This is a genomic window from Pseudomonas sp. MF09156 (assembly GCF_059862305.1).
In genome coordinates this window covers 74,059-93,799 of sequence record NZ_JCBCUR010000009.1, presented here as the reverse complement: position 1 = coordinate 93,799, position 19,741 = coordinate 74,059, and the positions used below count along the sequence as shown (strand labels likewise).

6 protein-coding genes are annotated in these 19,741 nt (G+C 64.4%); 3 read left to right on the top strand and 3 right to left on the bottom strand.

All coding sequences use genetic code 11. The features are described from left to right. Positions 1-7: 7 nt before the first annotated feature. Positions 8-4,339, bottom strand: coding sequence for a dermonecrotic toxin domain-containing protein (locus AC19YY_RS19970; protein ID WP_500604719.1), 4,332 nt, complete (start codon positions 4,337-4,339; stop codon positions 8-10). A 171-nt stretch (positions 4,340-4,510) separates the two neighbouring features. On the opposite strand from AC19YY_RS19970, the gene AC19YY_RS19965 reads away from it, so the two are divergent. After that, positions 4,511-5,077 carry a histidine phosphatase family protein gene (locus AC19YY_RS19965; RefSeq protein WP_169954748.1) on the top strand — a complete coding sequence of 189 codons (567 nt, stop codon included), beginning with the start codon at positions 4,511-4,513 and terminating at the stop codon, positions 5,075-5,077. Positions 5,078-5,124: 47 nt separating this feature from the next. After that, entirely contained in the window at positions 5,125-5,883 is a 759-nt protein-coding gene (gene cobF, locus AC19YY_RS19960; RefSeq protein WP_169954747.1) for a precorrin-6A synthase (deacetylating), read from the top strand. Between the two features lie 135 nt (positions 5,884-6,018). Here the strand turns inward: cobF and AC19YY_RS19955 are convergent, their stop codons facing one another. Both AC19YY_RS19955 and AC19YY_RS19950 read right to left on the bottom strand, forming a co-directional pair. Continuing rightward, the gene (locus AC19YY_RS19955; protein WP_169954746.1) at positions 6,019-6,603 is read right to left on the bottom strand and encodes a DcrB/PsbP domain-containing protein; all 585 of its coding nucleotides are present in this window, start codon (positions 6,601-6,603) and stop codon (positions 6,019-6,021) included. A 73-nt stretch (positions 6,604-6,676) separates the two neighbouring features. Continuing rightward, the gene (locus tag AC19YY_RS19950) at positions 6,677-8,485 is read right to left on the bottom strand and encodes a monovalent cation:proton antiporter-2 (CPA2) family protein (RefSeq protein ID WP_169954745.1); all 1,809 of its coding nucleotides are present in this window, start codon (positions 8,483-8,485) and stop codon (positions 6,677-6,679) included. 317 nt (positions 8,486-8,802) lie between these two features. Between AC19YY_RS19950 and AC19YY_RS19945 the strand changes: the two genes are divergently transcribed. Continuing rightward, positions 8,803-19,695, top strand: coding sequence for an autotransporter-associated beta strand repeat-containing protein (locus AC19YY_RS19945; protein WP_500604718.1), 10,893 nt, complete (start codon positions 8,803-8,805; stop codon positions 19,693-19,695). Positions 19,696-19,741 lie beyond the last annotated feature (46 nt).

Here is a 19,741-nt window from a genome sequence, read left to right as displayed (position 1 = left end):
CCTGGGCTCAGCGATTGGCCGCTCGAGGCGGGTAGTGGACGGGGTAGTAGGAGAACAGCAGGTACTCCAGCGGGTTACGGATCATGGAGATGTCCGTACGATCCTTGACGGTTTCCACGCTGTCGTACTGCGCATAGGTGTCACTCACCAGTTTGGGCCCGTCGTGCGGCCCGTGCATCTGGATGCCGGTCTTGAACTCGGCAGTCACCAGTTCGGGGCTGGGAGTTACGGTCACCGTGCCGACAAAGGCCTTTACCGGCTTGTTGATCAAGCGCTGGAACTGGGCGGCAAAGGAGTTTTCGGCGCCATTGCCGGAGTAGCACACCAGCAGGCGCACGTTGTCGAACTGGCTGGGGTCGATGCCTTTGGCCAGCAGGTGGGCGTGCAGTTGTTCGGGGGTGTGTTCGGCACCGTCATAGAGGATGGTTGAGCTGGCGCCGGTCAGGCGTTCGGTGACGCTCAGGTCGCGGCCATGGGCGTTGATATTGAGCCGGGGTTTGCCTTTGTATTGGTCTTCAAAGGTAAAGAGGTTGCCTTTGACCAGTTGCATCTTTTCCATCGTGCCCTTCATGACCTGCAGGCGCCGGACCTTCTGGCCATTGGGGGCCTCGACAATGCTGTTGCGGCTGGCGCTCACGGGGGCGCCGACTCGCCTGGCCGCAGGCCGCGCGGGCGTCTGGAGTAACAGCATTGCCAGGTTGACCAACAAGTCGGCCATGGCCGGGGCTTTGTTGCCGGTATCGTCGTCGGCCAGGGTCTGTAGGTCACTGAGAATGCCCTGGAACTGCAACGCCACGCCGATGGCCGCGCCCGGCCCGCGCAGTGCGGGCAGCACGGCGTTGAGCAGCAGATAGCCGCCCTCTTTGAGCGTGGCCCAGCGGCTTTCGTCATCGGAGACCGACTGTTGTTCGGCAATGCTGGTCAGGCCCAAGGCATTGGCGTCGTACAGGTGGTTCATCAGTTGCCCGGTTTGCAGCTTCTCTTTGAGTGTATTGGCCGCCTCGTAACCGCCGGCGGCCAGCTTGGGCTCGGCAGGCACGGTCTCACCGTCGCCCACGCCAAAAATGCTGGTGGTCTGGAGGCTGGGCTCCTTGAAACTCCAGGCCTTGTAGTACGCCCGGGTCGCGTCATCGGGCAACCAGGCCAGGATGTCTTTTTGCAGGCGGCCTGGTTGCTGGATGGCTTGGAGCAATGCCTGGCGCGTCGGAAATTGCAGCAGCGGCGCATCGGCGATCAGCGGGCGGTAGAGGATATGCGGGCCCTTGGCACTGTCCTCGGGTTCGATCAGGTACATATTGTCGACCACATCGGGGCTCTTGCCGGGGCCCGGCACGAATGCCAGTGGGCGGATTACGATCTCCTGGCCGTCGACGCGCTTGGTGCCGGGGGGGGGGTCGAGGATGGCCTGGATGTAGCTCAAGCCAGTGGTATCGACACCAGATCGTTTGTTGACGGCCAACTCCAGGGCCTTTATTTGCAGCTCTACTGGCACTTGCTCGGCAAACAGGGCCAGGCGTTCGGCCTTTTTGGTGCGCTCGTCTTGCAGTTCACGTTTGAGCAACAGCGGGTACTTCTTGCCGACGTCGGCGTCCTCGATCAGCTTCTGCAGGACACCATCCTTTTCAAGTTCGGTGACGCGGGTGTTGCCCGGCTTGAGGTAGACCTCCACGTCTCGACTGGGCAGGCCCGAGAGGTTGCGCAGCAGGGCGTCGGTGAGGCTCATGGACTCGCGATGAATGCCGCCGCTGATCACACCACCGGGCGAGGTGCCGCCCACCGCAACCTTGAACACCACCTGCAGATCCTTGGCGGGATGGTTCACCGCCTTGAGGTTATCGAAAGTCTGTTCGGCAAAGGGGCGGATATCGGGAATGTCGCTGTTGTAGGTGCGGCCCTTGTTGCGCTGGTGGATGCTTGCCAACTGCAGGCTCAGGTCATGCAACACAAAACGTTCGGCCTCGCTGGCGTTGTTGACCCAGCCCGGCATTTTGCGTGTGGGCCGCTCGCCCGCCACCGCGCCGTAGGCCGGGCTGCTGCTGAGCACATCACCCAGGCCCTGTTCGATGAGGGTCTGTGCCTGGGCGACGAACGGATCTGCGTCGATTTTCTTCAAGGTGTTCAGGCGCTCCGTGCCTGGGGCTTGTTGGCTGAGGTGTTGCGCCCGGGCGGCGTCGAACGCGGCGTAGGAGTCATAGGGGGTGACGGTGCCGTTTGGCGCGCACAGCAACAGGATCAAACGCTCGCCGATATGGCGTTGCACCAGCAGGTTGGGGGAGGCGGTTTCGCTGGCGTCCGGGTGTTGCCGTGTAACGCTGCCAAGGGCAAATACGGTGATGTCACTGTTGGCGGCGGGAGGTGGGCGTGTCACCAGTTGGTCCAGGGTTTCGCGTTGCGCGTCATCCAGCCCCGGCTGTTTGAGCCCGGCCAGGCGCAGATTGTTGCGCAACAACTCACTGACCAGCGCCTGCCGATCGCCGGCGAATGGTCCCGCCGCGGTGCTGAACGCCGGTTGTGCCCAGTAGCTGCGCAGGTCGCTGGCCATGGCCTCGCTCAACTGCGTGGGCAGCGCGTGCAGGGCGGCTTCAACGGCTTTCAGATTGATCGGCAGGGGCGTGTCGGGGGTGTTGCCCGTATGAGCGAGCAGGTCCGGGCGGGTGTCGACCAACTTGCTGTTGTCGGGAAAGCTCGGCGCGTCCTCGCCGCTCAGGTAGTTCAAGGCCACGGCCGTGAGGGAGCTGCGCCGGAAGTGCCCCGGGTTGGCCGGGTCGGGCTCGGCGTAAGCGATCTGGTTGATATCGAAGTCCAGGCCGGGAGAGACCTTCTGAATGGCCTCGGTGAGCAGTCGTTGCACAACCGAACGCACATCGGGTTGGCCGTCAAATTGGCGGCGAACGGTCTCGGTTGTCGGGTTGAGGGCCTTGGCAGGCCCGGCCGCAGTGGCACTGGTTGCCTGGTCGAGGCGTTCAATCGCAAGGCGCCGTTTTTGCTGGAGGGCGCGTGTGGGGGCAGTGTCCGTGGGGCTACTTGCGCTTAACGCCGGGAAACCACTGCGGTTGAGTACCGCGCAGCGCTTGAGGGTTTCCAGCAATGTGCCGTCTGCGGGTGTTTCACCATAGAAGTTCAAGATCTCCTGGAAACGGACCGCGTTGTAGTGCGGGTGACGGACCCTGTCTGTCGACCCTGCGGCCAGGTCCCGGGCCTGTGCGACGATGTCGGCCGCGACGGCTGACCAGCCGGAGTCGTCGCTCAGGGTGAAGCGTTTTTCGAGCATCACCCCATTGGGGTCGGTGACCTGGCAGACCAGATCGCCGGTTTGCGGGGCAATGCTGACACTGGGCAGGTCAAGTTTGTGCTGTTGCGCAAAGCGCAAAAAAGCCTCGGCGTTCAACGCCTGTTCGAACGCCTGGCGGGTTTGGCCCATCGTCGAGAACGTTGGCAGCCGGCCTATGCTCCCCCCGGAGGTGCCGTGCCCAGGCAGCCGGGTTTCGGGGTGCCCGGAGCTCAGGTCGCTGCTGCACAGCCTGGCCAGAAACAGATCGCCTGCGCTGATTTTTTCCAATGAGCTCTGCTGGGGCAACGACGGGCTCTGATCGCGGGCCGCAACGGAGTCGATCGCATCCCGCTGCAGTTGCTTGGCGTGTTGGTGCTCGGGGCGGTTGTAGCGCGGCTGCTCAGAGCCTGGGTAAACCAGGGCGGCAAAGCCATGTTCGGTCTGTAGGCGGCCAATATAGGTGAGGGTGTCGGCCTTGGTATTGGCGAAGGAGTCCCCGTAGAAGTCGCTTACCACGTTGGATGACGCGCTGTGTTCACCGGCGTATTCAAACGACTGTGCAAGTGTCGGGGCCAGCACCCGCGCAGCCGCTAAAACGTCGGCGGATGCCTGGTCCCAGCCGCTGTCGTACGAGGTAAACGTGGCCGGTTTGTCGTTGACGGTGCAGTCCAGCCACCCCGACCTGGGGTTGAACGTAAAACGTGAGGTGTCGATATGGTGTTCTTTGGCAAATGTCGCAAATGGCTCGCTATTCACGGCTTGAGTGAGGCGCGACCGGGCCTGGCCGAAGGTCGAGTCGGCGGGAATAGCGTCCACCTGCCTGGCGCTGGGGCTGTCTTGCCCGCCAGGCTCAAGGGAAATGACCCGGCTCATCAAGGTGGCGGCCAACAGGCACGCCAGGTCGCTATCGGCTTGCCTGACCAATGACCGGGCTTGTTGCTGGGCGTCGAGGCTGATAAACGGCACCCTTCCTAGGGGGGTCACATCGCTGGGTTGCGCGGGTGCCGGTTGCACGCTTGGGTAGGTGTCCGCAGGGGCGAGGGCGGGGCGGGAGTCGGTCAGTCTCATGGGCATTCCTTGGACAATAGGGGAGGCTTTTTGGGTGGCGGTCGGTTGCCCGCGGTTCCGCCCCGAGCGCCAACCCATGCGATAGATAATGTGTCGCACCAACCGCTGTACTATGGTGAGGCCGCTTCGGCGGTCGACCCTTCCACTACCTTCAACCTCGCGGGATTCTGAATGCAGGCCACTCGCTTGACCCTGATCGCCCACGCCCCTACGTGCGCCCGTAAACCGGCACGTTTTGCCCTGGACGAGTCATTGCAAATGGACTGGCAGCAGGCACGCCTGTCCCAGGCGCAGCGCTTCAAGCGGGCACCGCGCCTGCTGTGTGGACCGGAGGCGCGAACCCGGCAAACTGCGGGGTTGTTCGGCGAGTCCGCGCAGGTTGAACAGGCGTTACGTGACTGTGATCTGGGGCGGTGGCAAGGCATGGCCATCGATGCGATTCAACACGCTGAACCCGAGGCCTTGCAGGCCTGGCTCACGGACAGCACGGCAGCGCCCCATGGCGGCGAGTCCGTGGCCCAGTTGTGCGAGCGAGTGGCGCAGTGGCTAGGCACCCTGGAACAGGCGCCGGGCCATGTGCTGGCGGTGACTCACCCCTTTGTGATCCGTGCTGCGTTGCTGCATGCGCTGCAATGCCCCCCGGCTATGTTCAATCGGATCGATGTGGAACCGCTCTCTAGCACTGAGCTGCGTTTCAATGGCATCTGGCGCCTGCGCCTGCAAACGCGCGAGACCTGAGCGGCGCGAACATGGCAAAATCCCCGCCCCGCACTGAGAACCCCGTCATGAAAAAAATCCTGATCATCGGCATTGGCGCCGGCAACCCCGACTACATCACGATGCAGGCGGTGAAGGCGCTTAACCGCACCGACGTGTTTTTCCTGATGGACAAGGGCCAGAGCAAGGACAAGCTGATCGACCTGCGACGGGAAATCTGCCAGACCTACATCGACGCCGGGCACGTCTACCGCTTTGTCGAAGCCGACTGCCCCGAGCGCGTGCGTGGCGAGATTGACTACACCACGGCCGTGCAGGATCTGAACCGCGACAAGCAACAGACGTTCGAGCGCATGATCAACCAGGAAATGGCCGACGGCGAAGTGGGCGCTTTCCTGGCCTGGGGCGATCCGGCGTTGTACGACAGCACCATCCGCATCCTGCAGGCGATCCTGGCCAGTGGCAGCAGTGAGTTTGAATTCGAGGTCATTCCCGGGATTACCAGCGTCCAGGCCTTGGCGGCCCAGCATAAGGTGGCGTTGAACCGCATTGGCCGGTCCATCGAGATCACCACCGGGCGCCGGCTCGCGGCGGGGCAGGCCAGCGATGCCGATACGTTGGTGGTGATGCTTGACGCCGAGGACTCCTACCGTAGCGTCGCGGACCAGGAGATGGACATTTATTGGGGCGCGTACCTGGGCACCCCGGATGAAATCCTGATCAGCGGCAAGGTGGCCGAGGTGGCCGACGAAATCGAGCGCGTGCGCAAGGCGGCGCGCCAGGCCAATGGCTGGATCATGGATACCTACCTGCTGCGCAAGCCGTAGGGGGGAATGCAATAAACAAAGTGGGAGCGGGCTTGCCCGCGATGGCGGGGTGTCAGTCAGCCTATGTATTGGCTGATACACCGCGATCGCGGGCAAGCCCGCTCCCACATTGGATGTGTGGTGCTTGGGGGAATGTCACTTGCCGCTGGTAATCTGCCTGACCAGCAGGCCATGCCCCGCTACATCCTCGGCCCGGGAAATCGCCTGGATCACCAGCAATCGGTTGCCGGAGCCGGCAAGGAAGGTCGAGTTCAAGGTCTTGCCGCCGCCCATGCTGGCGGTGCCATCAATCTGGCGCAGGCCCACGCCCTTGATCAGCAGTTTCTTCTGCGCCAGTTTTTTGTAGTCCGGCAGGCTGGTGCCTACGTCCTTGAGGAAACCTTCAGCCGCGCTATCGAGAAACAGCGGTTCGTCGTCCTTCAGGTCGATACCGTCGTTGCGCAAGGTCTGGGCCACTACCACCACGCTTTTTGACGCCTGGTTGATGTACATCGTGCCATTGGCGCCCGCGGTGCCCTGGGCTTGTGCGCCGGCGGGCAGGGCGTCGGCCACGTAGCCCTTGGGCAGGGTGAAGGTGAACTTGCCGTCCAGGGTCGAGACGATCTGGAAGTCGTCCGGCGGCGCGGCGGCCGGCTTGGCAGCCGCGAACAGCGGGCTGGCGCCCAGGCTGACAGTCAGCGCCAGGGCCAGGCGGGCGGCGGTTTTGCTGAGGGTGAGCATGAGGTCTTCCAATGGATGAACGAAATTGCGCTGTATTCTGTCAGAAAATTCGCAATATCGTTCAGATCCATCCTCAGACCTTTCCGGACTCTTCTTCGAGGCGGTCCATTTCAAACAACCGCGCCAGTTCCGCACGGGCTTCCTGGGCCGACTGCATCACCTTGGCCGCATCGTCGTACACCGCGTGCTGCGCTGTCAGCAGTTGCAGGTCGTGATGCTTGAAACGGTTGATCCGCGCATCGGCCTGGGCCTCGCTCAGGCCCAGGCCGACCAGGGTGCGGCGGCTCATTTCCAGGCTGGAATAGAACGTTTCGCGCACCGGTGACGCGTCCAGGTCCACCAGGCGATGCACGTGCTGGCGGTTACGGGCGCGGGCGATGATTTTCATGTGCGGGTAGAGGTTGCGCACCAGTTCGGCGGTCTTGATGTTGATCTCCGGATCATCCATGGCGATCACGAAATATTCGGCCTGGTCGACCTTCGCCGCATGCAGGATTTCGGGTCGCTGGGGGTCGCCGTAGAACACCGGCATGCCGCCGAAACTGCGGGTCAGCTCGATGGTTTCGACCGAGGTGTCGAGGGCGATAAACGAGATGTTCTGCGCCCGCAGGATCCGCGCCACGATCTGCCCCATGCGGCCCATGCCGGCGATCACCACCCGTGGCGCATCGCTCTCGATGGCGCGGTATTCTTCCGGCACTTCCACCGGCTTGGCCTTGGGCCGAAACAGCTTCGGGCACAGCAGTAACAGCAGCGGAGTGAGGGCCATCGACAGGGTGATAGTCAACACCAGCACGTCGTACAGCTGCGGGGCGAACAGGCCCTGGTCGCGGCCGATCTTGAACACCACAAAGGCAAATTCACCGCCGGCCGCCAGCACTACGCCCAGGCGTACTGCGCTCTCGCGGTTGAGTTCGCCGACCATCTGCCCGACCGCGTACAGCAGCGGCAACTTGATGGCGATCAGCAGCAGAGTCAGTCCCAGCACCACAAAGGGCGTGCTGAACAACAGGCCGATATTGGCGCCCATGCCCACGCTGATAAAGAACAGCCCCAGCAACAGGCCCTTGAACGGCTCGATCTGCGATTCCAGCTCGTGGCGGTATTCCGAATCGGCCAACAGCAGGCCGGCGAGGAACGCGCCGAGGGCCATGGACACGCCCACCAGTTCCATCAGCCAGGCGGTGCCGATCACCACCAGCAGCGCGGTGGCGGTGGACACTTCGCGCAGGCCGGTCTTGGCGACGATCCGAAACACCGGCCGCAACAGGTAGCGACCGCCGATGATCACCACGGCGATGCTGCCCAATACCTGCAAACCGTGGTTCAGGTCCTGGGCGGCGGTGGTGGTGTGGTCGCTGCCGGCCAGCAGCGGCACCATGGCGATCAGCGGGATCGCCGCGATGTCCTGGAACAACAGAATGGCAAACGCCAGGCGCCCGTGGGGGCTGTTCAGTTCCTTGCGTTCGGCCAGGCTTTGCAGACCGAAGGCGGTGGAAGACAGCGCCAGGCCCAGGCCCAGCACAATCGCGCTGTTCCACGACTGGCCAAACGCCCAGAGTGCCACGGCGCCCATCACCATGGCAGTCAACAGCACTTGCGCCAGGCCCACGCCAAACACGGCCTTGCGCATCACCCACAGGCGTTTGGGCGACAGCTCCAGGCCGATGATGAACAGCAACAACACCACCCCAAGCTCAGAGAACTGCGCGACGCTTTGCGGGTTGCCCACCAACCCCAGCACCGAGGGGCCGATGATCACACCGGCGAACAGATAGCCCAGCACCGCGCCCAGTTTCAGGTGCTTGGCCAGGGGTACGGTGAGCACCGCCGCTAGCAGGAACACCACGGCCGCTTGTAACAGGTTGCCTTCATGGGGCATCGCTTACTCCAGGATCTTTGAGGCGAATCGACAGGGCGCTATTAGAGCGCGCTTTTATGCGGTTGAATCTGAATTTTTGCCGAGGTAGGGCGCTGCACGCCGGCGCCTGTTGGATGTCGTCCAAATCCTACAAGGCACTTACGAAAGTATTAATACCATTTATTTCAATGACTTTAACGCGCGTCAGCTACGGTTCTGACAACAGGATTGTTGTCATCACGGTCAGGTAATTCGCTTTTGATGCGTGTTGGATCTGTTGCATGGGGCTTCTACGCATTCACGGACGAAAGGCTTGGACCACGAAGGAGTTGTTGCCCGTGGAAAGAAGAATTGTTGCTGGCGCCAAAACCCATGTTTCTCCTCTCTCTCTTGCGATTCGTCTGGGTGTCCTCGGGCTGGTGGCAGGCCTGGCGAGCCCCGAGGCGTTGGCGGCGTGCTCGCCGGCGAACCCGGGCGTAAACGCGGTGGTTACCTGTACCGGAGCGCCAAGCCTGCCCCTGACGCCGGTCAACAACTTTTCCAGTTCGACCAATGGCCTGCAGGTCACCGTCGATGCCGCGACGCGGATGAACACTGTGCTGGGCACGGTATTGAGCTTGACGGGTAGCGGTATAACGCTGACTAACCTGGGGGTGATTGATCCGGCGTTCCTGTTGCCCCTCAGCGCCTTGACCAGTGGCGTGGTGATTGGCAACGCTTCAACCTCAGGCAACGTATCGGTGACCAACAGCGGCACGATCAGAGGCACCATCCCATTGCTGGATGTGGCCTCGCTGCTGGGCGGCGCGGCGCTCAATATCACCAATGGTGCAAACTTCACCACCAGCATCTACAACAGCGGCACTATCGGCGCTTCGAGCATTGGCGTATCGGTACTGCAACCTGACGAAGCCCCTGTGGTGGTGGTGCAGGGCGGCTCCCGGGTCAATATGACCAACAGCGGCACGGTCACCGGCCGGATAGGCTTTGAGGCCTCGGGTGCCGCCGGCGGGGTTGGCAACTCGTTTATCAACGCAGGCACGCTCAATGGTGGGGTGTCCCTGGGCGCCGGGCGTGGGGGCAATACATTTACCGCGGTCACCGGGTCTGTGGTGAATGCCGGTACCGGGATCAGCCTGGGTGGACTGGTCAACGTCAATCTGTCGTTCGCGCCCTCCGGCAAGGTCGATGGCGGCGTGGGGGGGACCAACAATACCCTGGTCCTGGATAACCAACTGGCCGGGGTGAATGCTGTTATCCAGACCGGCACCGCATCCAGCAGTCAATACATCAACTTCAACAAACTGCTGATCAATGGCGGGACCTGGACCCTGCAAGGGGCGCTGGTCAACGGGTCGACGATACTCAATAGCGCCCTTGTGCAATTTGACAATAGCGCCGCGTTCGGCAGCGGCGTGCTGAACGTCAATGGCGGGACCCTGGCGGCCAGCACCGGTAACCTGAACGTGGCCAACAACGTGGTGATCGGTGCCGGTGGGCTCACGGTGCAGGGCACCAACGCTTTTGCCTTTGGCGGCAACCTTAGCGGCACGGGGGCCTTGCGCAAAAACGGTACGGCGGACCTGACCCTCAACACCACCAATACCTACAGCGGTGGCACTCAGTTGAACGCCGGCACTCTGGTGCTTGGGGCCACGGACGCGCTGGGCTCGGGCATCCTGACCGCCAGCGCCGGGACCAACCTGAGCACCGGCCCGCTGCTGGGCGCGGCGATTGCCCTGGCCAATGGCATCGACCTGCTGGGCAACCTGACCGTGATTGGCAGCAATGCGCTGACCCTGGGCGGGGTGATCGGTGGCAGCGGCGGCCTGGTCAAGGAAGGCAGCGGCGACCTGATTATCAGCGGCACCAACAGCTACCAGGGCAACACGGTGCTGAACCTCGGCAAATTGGTGGTGGGTGCCGACGGTGCACTGGGCGCCGGAGCGTTGAGCGCCGCCGCCGGCACCACTCTGGATGCCAATGCCACGGCGAGCCTGACCAACCAGGTCAGTCTCAACGGCGCGGTGACCGTGGGCGGGACCGCAGACTTGACGCTCACCGGGCCGATTATCGGGGGCGGCAGCCTGACCAAGAATGGCGGCGCCACCCTGAACCTCTCCGGCAACAACCTTTTCCTCGGTGGCCTGAACCTCAACGCTGGTACGTTGAAAGTGGGCAGCAATACAGCGCTGGGGTCGGGCAATTTGACCGTGAGTGGCGCCTCGAGCCTGGACAGCAGTGCCGCGGTGGCCCTGGTCAATAACATTGTGCTCAACGCCGGCTTGACCGTGGCGGGCAGCAACGCCCTGACTCTGGACGGTGCGCTCAGCGGCACCGGCACGCTGACCAAAGCGGGCACGGCCAACCTGACCCTCAATGGGATCAACACGTTCCAGGCGGGCACGCTGCTCAATGGCGGCCGCCTGACCCTGGGGAATGCCGCAGCCCTGGGCGGCGGTGCGTTGACCGTGGGTGGCGCGGCGAGCCTGGACAACAGCGCGGCGTTTACCTTGGGCAATAACATCACCCTCAATGCCGACCTGGCCCTGGCCGGCACCAATAACCTGACCCTGGGCGGGGTGATCAGTGGCGCCGGTGGCCTGACCAAAAATGGCACGGCCGACCTGACCTTAAGCGGCAACAACACCTTTACCGGCGCACTGAACATCCTTGGCGGTAGCGTGTTCGCCAGCAGCGCCGCGGCCCTCGGTGGCAACAGCGGGCTGAACATTGGCGCCGGCGCCAGCCTCAACCTGGCCGGCAATGGCGTGCTCGGCGGCTTGAGCGGCGCTGGCGTTATCGACGTGGGCTTGAACAACAGCCTCACCGTAGGCGGTGCCAATACCAGCAGCACATTTGGCGGCAGCCTCACAGGCAGTGGCAGTTTGATCAAAGTCGGCGGCGGCCAACTTGAGCTGACCGGCATCAACAGCCTCAGCGGCAATACCCAGGTCAACGCCGGCATCTTGAAGGTGAGCAATACCCTGGGCAGCGCCATTGTCGACGTGAATGCCGGGGGCACCCTGACCGGCGGCGGATCGCTGCTGGGAGCGCTGAACATCAACAGCGGCGGCCACTTGGCCTTGAACAGCGCGGATACGCTGTCTACCGGTTCGCTGGTGGTGGGCAGCGGCGCCAACCTCGACGTCAGCCTTGGTGCGCCGTCCCCGACGCCGCTGCTCAGCGTCAATGGCAGTGTGAGCCTGGATGGCAACCTGAATGTCAGCAATGGCGGGGCCTTTGGTGCCGGTATCTACCGTTTGATCAACTACACCGGCAGCCTGGCCGGGCAGGGCCTGACAGTGACGGGCGTGCCCCAGGGCTTCAACCTGGGCGATGTGCTGGTAGATATCGCCACGGCCAATCAGGTGAACGTGGTGGTGTCGGTGGCCAACATGCTGTTCTGGGACGGCAGCCAGACCACCGGCAACGGCACGGTCGAAGGTGGCAATGGCACCTGGAGCGTTGGCGCCAGCAACTGGACCGCCATCGGCGGCACGCCCAACTCGGCCTGGGCCGGCGGCTTTGCAGTGTTCACAGGGACTGCGGGGACGGTCAGCGTGGACGGCACGCAGCAGTTCACCGGCCTGCAATTTGCCAGCGACGGCTACAACGTCGTGGGCGGTGCTGCGGGGCAACTGACGGCGGTCAACGGCAGCGCCGGCAATACGGCGATCCGTGTCGATCCAACCCTCACCGCGACCCTGGGCGTGAATATCGACGGCGCCGGCAAACTGGCCAAGCTCGACAGTGGCACCCTGGTGCTCAATGGCAACAACAGCTACACCGGCGGCACTGCCCTTGAGCGTGGGGCGCTGGTGGTGGGCAGTAACACCGCGCTGGGCGTCGGCCTGCTGAGCACGGCCGCGGGCACCACACTCTCCAGCAATAAAACCGTGGCCCTGGGCAATGACCTGGCCCTGGCTGGCAACCTCAACGTCACTGGCAGCAATGCCCTGGCCTTGAATGGCGTGATCAGTGGCGCCGGCGGCCTGGTCAAGAGCGGCACCTCGCAGCTCACGTTGGGCGCTGTGAACACCTACCTCGGGCCCACCGCGCTGAACGCCGGTGGCCTGATCCTGGCGAACAGCGGCGCCTTGGGCAATGGTGCGTTGAATGCGGCGGGCGGCACGACCCTGGACAGCAGCACCGCGGTCAGTGTCGGCAATGCCCTTGACCTGGGAGGCAACCTGAGCATTGGCGGTAGCGCCGACTTGACCCTGGGCGGGGTGATCAGTGGCAGCGGCAGCCTGACCAAGGAGGGCGCGGCCAACCTGACCCTCAATGGCCTCAACAACTACCAGGGCGGCCTCACCCTCAATGCGGGCACCCTGACCCTGGGCACTGCGGCGGCACTGGGTACGGGCGGGCTGACCGTGACGGGCAATTCGACCCTGGCCAGCAGCACGCCACTGGTCTTGGCCAACGACTTGACCGTCAACGCCGGCCTGAGCGTGGGCGCCAGCAATAACCTGACGCTGGCCGGTGTGCTGGCGGGCAATGGCAGCCTGATCAAGACCGGTACTTCAGACCTGACGCTGGCGGGCAACAACACCTTCAGCGGCCTGCTGGATATCCAGGCGGGCAGCCTCACCACCGTCGGCAACGGTGCGCTGGGTAACAACAGCGCGATCAACCTGGCGACCGGCACTGCCTTGAACCTGGGCAGCTCCGCCAGCCTGGGCAACCTCACCGGCGCCGGTACTGCGCTGGTCGGCCTCGGCAATACCTTGAGCCTGGGCGCCAACAATGGGAACGGCACTTTTGGTGGGGTTCTTGCCGGCCTGGGTAACATCGACAAACTTGGCAACGGCACGCTCACCCTGGCCGGGGTCAGTACGCTGGCAGGCAATACCCAGGTCAGCGCGGGTACCTTGAACGTCAACGGCCAACTGGCCAGTGCCGGGGTCAATGTGAACAGCGGCGCGACCCTCGGCGGCAGCGGGACCTTGCTGGGCACGGTGAATGTTGCCGATGGCGGCCACCTGGCCGTGAAGTCCGGCAGCGTACTGACCACCGGCGCCCTGGTGCTGGGGGCCAACGCCAACCTGGATGCCGGCCTCGGCGCGCCGTCCACGGGCGGCACCGAGCTGCTGCGGGTGTTGGGCAACCTGACCCTGGATGGCACCCTCAACATCAGTGATACCGGTGGCTTTGGCGCCGGGATCTATCGCCTGATCAACTACACCGGCGTGTTGACCAACAATGGCCTGCTCCTGGGCAGCCTGCCCGGTGGCGTCCTGCCTGGCAGCCTCGACCTGCAAACGGCGATTGGCAACCAGATCAACCTGCTGGTCAATGGCAACACCAACGTGCAGTTCTGGGATGGCAGCCAACTGGTGGGCAACGGCACCATCGAAGGCGGCAACGGCACCTGGAACGCGGCGTCGAGCAATTGGACCGAGCTCAACGGTAGCTTCAACCTAGGCTGGGCACCCAACAGCCTGGCGGTGTTCCAGGGCACGGCGGGCACCGTCACCGTGGACGGCGCGCAGGCGGTCACGGGCCTGCAATTTGTCACCGATGGCTACAACCTGGTGGGCGGTACGGCAGGCGGCCTGACCCTGTTCAATGGCGCCGGCGGCAACACCGCAGTGCGGGTCGACCCCACTGTCACCGCGACCCTGGATGTGAACCTCAGCGGCGGCGGCACCCTGGCCAAGCTGGACAGCGGCACCCTGGTGCTCAAAGGCAGCAACACCTTCACCGGCGGCACGGCGCTGAACGGCGGTACCCTGGTGGTGGGCAACAACAATGCCCTGGGCAGCGGCGTATTGACTGCCGCCAACGGCACCACCCTGGACAGCAACACAGCGCTCGCGCTGACCAATGACGTGGTTCTCAATGGCAGCCTGGCCATTGGCGGCAGCAATGCCCTGATCCTGGCGGGCACTGTCAGCGGCGCCGGCAGCCTGATCAAAAACGGCATCGCCCGCCTGACCTTGAGTGGCAGTAATACCTACCAGGGGCCTACCACCCTGAATGCCGGCGGTTTGATCCTGGCCTCCAGCAGCGCCCTGGGCGCAGGCGCGTTGAACAGCAGCGCCGGGACCACCCTCGACACCACCGCTGCAGTGACCCTCGCCAATGCTCTGAACCTGAGCGGCAACCTGGGTATCCTCGGCACGTCGGACCTGACCCTCAATGGCCCGGTCAACGGTGCCGGCGGGCTGATCAAAAGCGGTAGCGGCAACCTGACCCTCGCCGGCGGCAACAGCTATGTCGGCGGTACCCAACTCAACGCCGGCAGTCTGACCGTCGCTACGGGCAGCGCCCTGGGCGCAGGCGCCTTGCTGGTCAACGGCCCGGCGACCCTGGACAGCAGCGCGAATGTGACCCTGGGCAATGCGCTGACCCTCAATGGCACGCTGACAGTGGCCGGCAGCAACGGCCTGACCCTCGGCGGGATCGTCGACGGCGCCGCGCAGTTGATCAAGAACGGCGGGGCCAACCTCAGCCTCAATGGGGCCAACAGCTACGGCGGCGGTACGTTGCTCAACGCCGGTACGCTCACCCTCGGCAGCAACACTGCGCTGGGCAGCGGTACCCTGAGCGTGGGCGGTGCGGCCACCCTGGATAACAGCGCACCGCTGGTGCTGGCCAATGCCATTGACCTCAATGCCGACCTCACCGTCGCCGGTAGCCACGATCTGAACCTGGCCGGCGTAGTGGCCGGCAATGGCGCACTGATCAAAAACGGCACGGCGGGCCTGACCCTCAGCGGCAATAACCTGCTGAGCGGCCCGTTGACGGTGCTGGGGGGCAGCCTGACCACCGTCGGCTCCGGCGCCTTGGGCAACACCTCCGGGGTCACCGTGGGCAGCGGCGCCACCCTCAACCTGGGCAGCAGCGCCACACTCAACACCCTGGCCGGCAACGGTGCACTGCAAGTGGCGGCGGGCAATACGCTGACCGTCGGCGGCACTAACACCTTCGGCGGCAGCCTGGGCGGCAGCGGTGCCCTGGATAAAGTCGGCACCGGCACCCTCAACCTCACCGGCAACAGCGGCCTGACCGGCGCTACCAGCGTCACGGGCGGCACGCTCAACGTGGCGGGCAGCCTGGCCAGCAGCAGCGTGACGGTCAACAACGGCGCGACCTTGAGCGGCGGCGGCAGCTTGGCCGGTACGGTGACGGTGGCCGATGGCGGCCACCTGGGCCTGAGCAGCGCCAGTGCGCTGACCGTGGGTTCGCTGGTGCTGGGGGGCAATGCCAACCTGGATGTCGGCCTTGGCGTACCGGTAGTCGGTGGCGGCAGCGGGCTGCTGAATGTCGGCGGCGACCTGGTCCTGGATGGCAACCTCAATGTCAGTGATCTCGGTGGTTTTGGCACTGGGGTCTACAACCTCATCAACTACGCCGGGGCCCTGACCAATAACGGCCTGACCCTCGGGACTCTGCCCTCAAGCGTGACTGCCGATGACCTGCAACTGCAAACCGTGATCAGCAACAAGGTCAACCTGGTGGTCATCGCGCCCAACACCACCGTGCAGTTCTGGGACGGCGGCCAATTGATCGGCAACGGCGCCATCGACGGCGGCAACGGCACCTGGGGCAACGGCACCAATTGGGCGAATGTCGACGGCAGCCTCAACCAGAGCTGGAACGACAAGTTTGCGGTGTTCCAGGGCGCGGCTGGCACGGTCACGGTGGACGGCAGCCAAAGCCTGACGGGCATGCAGTTCGTCAGCGACGGTTACAACCTGGTGGCCGGTACCTCTGGCCAGTTGAACCTGGTGAACGGCGGCACTGGCAACACCGCCGTGCGGGTCGACCCCAACGTCACTGCCACCCTCGGTGTAAGCCTCAATGGCAGTGGCACCCTGGCCAAACTGGACAGCGGCACCCTGGTGCTCAACGCCGCCAATGGCTACACCGGGGGTACCGCTCTGAACGGCGGCACCCTGGTGGTGGGCAACAACAATGCCCTGGGCAGCGGCGTATTGACCGCCGCCAACGGCACCACCCTGGCCAGCAACATTGCTGTGACCCTGGGCAATAACGCGCTGCTCAACGGTGCGATGACCGTGGGCGGGGCCAGTGCCTTGACCCTGGATGGCGTGGTCAGCGGCAATGGCAGCCTGGTGAAAACCGGCGCATCCAGCCTGACCCTCAATGGCGTCAACACCTACAGCGGCGGCACCAGCCTCAATGCCGGGCAACTGACGCTGGGCAACAATGCGGCACTGGGCAGTGGCGCCCTGAGCGTGGGCGGCGCGGCGCAGTTGGATGGCAGCAGCGCCCTGCAACTGGCCAATGCCATTGCCCTGGGTGGTCAGTTGACGCTGTTGGGCAGCCATGACCTGACCTTGAGTGGCGCGCTCAGCGGCACCGCCAGCCTGGTGAAAAACGGCAACGGTGCGCTGTTGCTCACCGGCAGCAACAGCTATGGCGGCGGGACAATTCTCAATGGCGGCAGCACCACCGGCAGCACCAGCAGCCTGCAAGGGGCGATAGCCAATAACGCGGCGCTGACCTTCGAGCAAAATGCCGATGGCACCTACACCGGCAACCTCACTGGTAGCGGCTCGCTGACCAAGACCGGCAGCGGTGATCTGCTGCTGACCGGCAACAACAGCTTCACCGGTAGCACCAACGTCACGGCCGGTGGCCTGCTGGTCAACGGCACCTTGAACAGTGCCGCCGTCCAGGTCGCCAGCGGCGCCTCCCTGGGCGGTAGCGGGCAATTGGCGGGGGCGGTGAGCATGGCTGACGGCTCGACCCTCACGGCCGGAACTGCGACGCCGCTGTCCGTGGGTGCCCTGGCCTTGTCAGCGGGGACCAGCCTGGACTTCGCCCTCGGCGCACCGGGCGCATCGACCACGGTGGTCAACGTGGCCGGCAACCTGACCCTGGATGGCACCCTTAACATCAGCGACGCAGGAGGGTTCGGCGTTGGCGTCTACCAACTGTTCCGCTACGGTGGCAGCCTGACCGATAACGGCCTGCTGCTGGGTAACTTGCCAGGCGCGATTGTGCCGGGCGCGCTGAGCCTGCAAACGGCGCTGGCCAACCAGCTCAACCTGCTGGTGCAAGCCGCGCCAGGGCAGATCCAGTTCTGGAACGGCACCACCACCAGCCCTGACGGCACGGTACATGGCGGTAGCGGCACCTGGGGCCCCGGCACCAACTGGACCGACCCGACCGGCACCCAAGGCCAGGCCTCGAACAACCAGTTTGCCGTGTTCGGCGGGCAGGGCGGGACCGTCACCGTGGCGGGCAATCAGAGCTTCACCGGCCTGCAAGTGTTGGACAGTGGCTACACGCTGGTCGCCGGCACGGGCGGCAGCCTCAGCCCCACCAATGCCGCAGACGGCAGCCTGGCGACGGTGCGTATCAATGCCGGCGTGACCGCCGAGGTCTCGGCGCCCCTGGTGGGTAGCGGTGGGATCAACAAAACCGACGCGGGCACCTTGTTGCTGACCGGCGCCAACACCTACAGCGGCGGGACCACCGTCAGCGGTGGGACGCTGGCCGGGAACACCGGCAGCCTGCAAGGGGCAGTCACCAACAACGCCAACCTGCTGTTCCAGCAAGACAGCAATGGCCAGTTCAACGGCACGCTGACTGGTACCGGCACTGTGGTCAAACAGGGCAACGGCAGCCTGTTGCTGACCGGCAACCAGCCGTTGAGCGGTGCAGTAGCCGTCAACCAGGGCCTGCTGCAAGTGGGCAATGCCAGCAACCCGGGGACTGTGCTCGGCGGCCAGGTGACTGTGGCCAATGGCGCGGGCCTGAGTGGCAACGGCAGTGTCGGCTCGCTGGTCAACCATGGCGTGGTCACTCCCGACAGCGGCAAACTCAGCGTCGCCGGGAACTTCACCAACGCTGCCGACGGCACTCTCAACCTGGTGATCACCCCATCGGTGGCCAGTTCCCTGGCGGTCGGCGGCAGCGCGAACCTGGCGGGCAGCCTGAATGTGCTCAACCTGGTGCCCTACACCGGGCCCACCACCTACACCCTGTTGACGGCTGGCGGTGGCGTGACCGGCACCTTTACCAACACCAACCTGCAGAACCTGGCGTTCCTCGATACGGCCCTCAACTACAGCCCGAACCAGGTAGCGTTGGCCGTGGGCCGCAACACCACCAGCTTCGCCAGCGTGGCGGCCACCGGCAACCAGCGGGCCGTGGCCACGGCCTTGGGCAGCGGCGTGGCAGTGGGCGGCAGTGCCGTACAAAACGCCTTGCTCACCGGCGATGCAGCCAATGCCCGCGCAGCGTTCGACAGCCTGTCGGGGGAAATCCACGCCAGCACCGCCAGCGCCTTGCTCGAGGATTCGCGCTACGTGCGTGACGCGGTCAACGAGCGCATGCGCCAACCGGGCTGCTACCGCCAGGACGATCCACGCAACAGCCTGGCACCCAGCGAAAACCGCCTGAGCAGCGCCGGGTGCCACGGCGAAATGGTCGGCTGGATGCGCGTCCTCGGCACCTGGGGCCACCTGGGCGGCGACAGCAACACCGCGCGCCTGGATCGCAACCTCAGCGGCTTCCTGCTGGGCACCGACAAGCAACTGGATGATGCCTGGCGCGCCGGTATGGCTGCTGGCTATACCCGCAGTGACCTGGACGCCAAGCGCCGCAACGCCAGTGCCGACGTCGACAGCTACCACCTGATGGTCTACACCGCGTATCAGCAGGAGGCCTTCGCCGCACGCATGGGCGTGGGCTACACCTGGCACGACATCGAAAGCAAACGTGACGTGGCCGTGGGCACCGAGGGCCAGCGCCTGAAAGCCGACTACAAGGCGCGCAGTGCGCAAGTGTTCGGTGAAGTCGGGTACACCGTGGAGGCCGGCGGCCTTGCCGTGGAACCGTTCGCAGGCCTGGCCTACGTCAACTACGCAAGCGACACCCTCAAGGAAAAAGGCGGTTCGGCCGCCCTCAAAGGGGATGCCGACCAGGACATCACGTTCTCCACCCTTGGCGTGCGCCTGGGTAAAACCATCGCCCTGGGCAACGGTTCGAGCATCACCCCACGGGGCAGCATCGGTTGGCGCCATGCCTTTGGTGACACCCAGCCGGATGCCGACCTGAGCTTTATCAATGGCGGCGCGTCCTTCAGCACTCAAGGCGTGCCGATTGCCAAGGACAGCGCGGTGGTGGAGGCGGGCGTCGATTACCAGATCAGCCCTAACGGCAAACTGGGACTGGGCTACTCGGGCCAGTTGTCACGCAACGACAAGGACCATGGGATGACCATCAGTTTCTCCCTCGGCTTCTGATCAAGGCCGGGTTCTTCAAGCCGCCCGCGAGGGCGGTTTTTTTTGC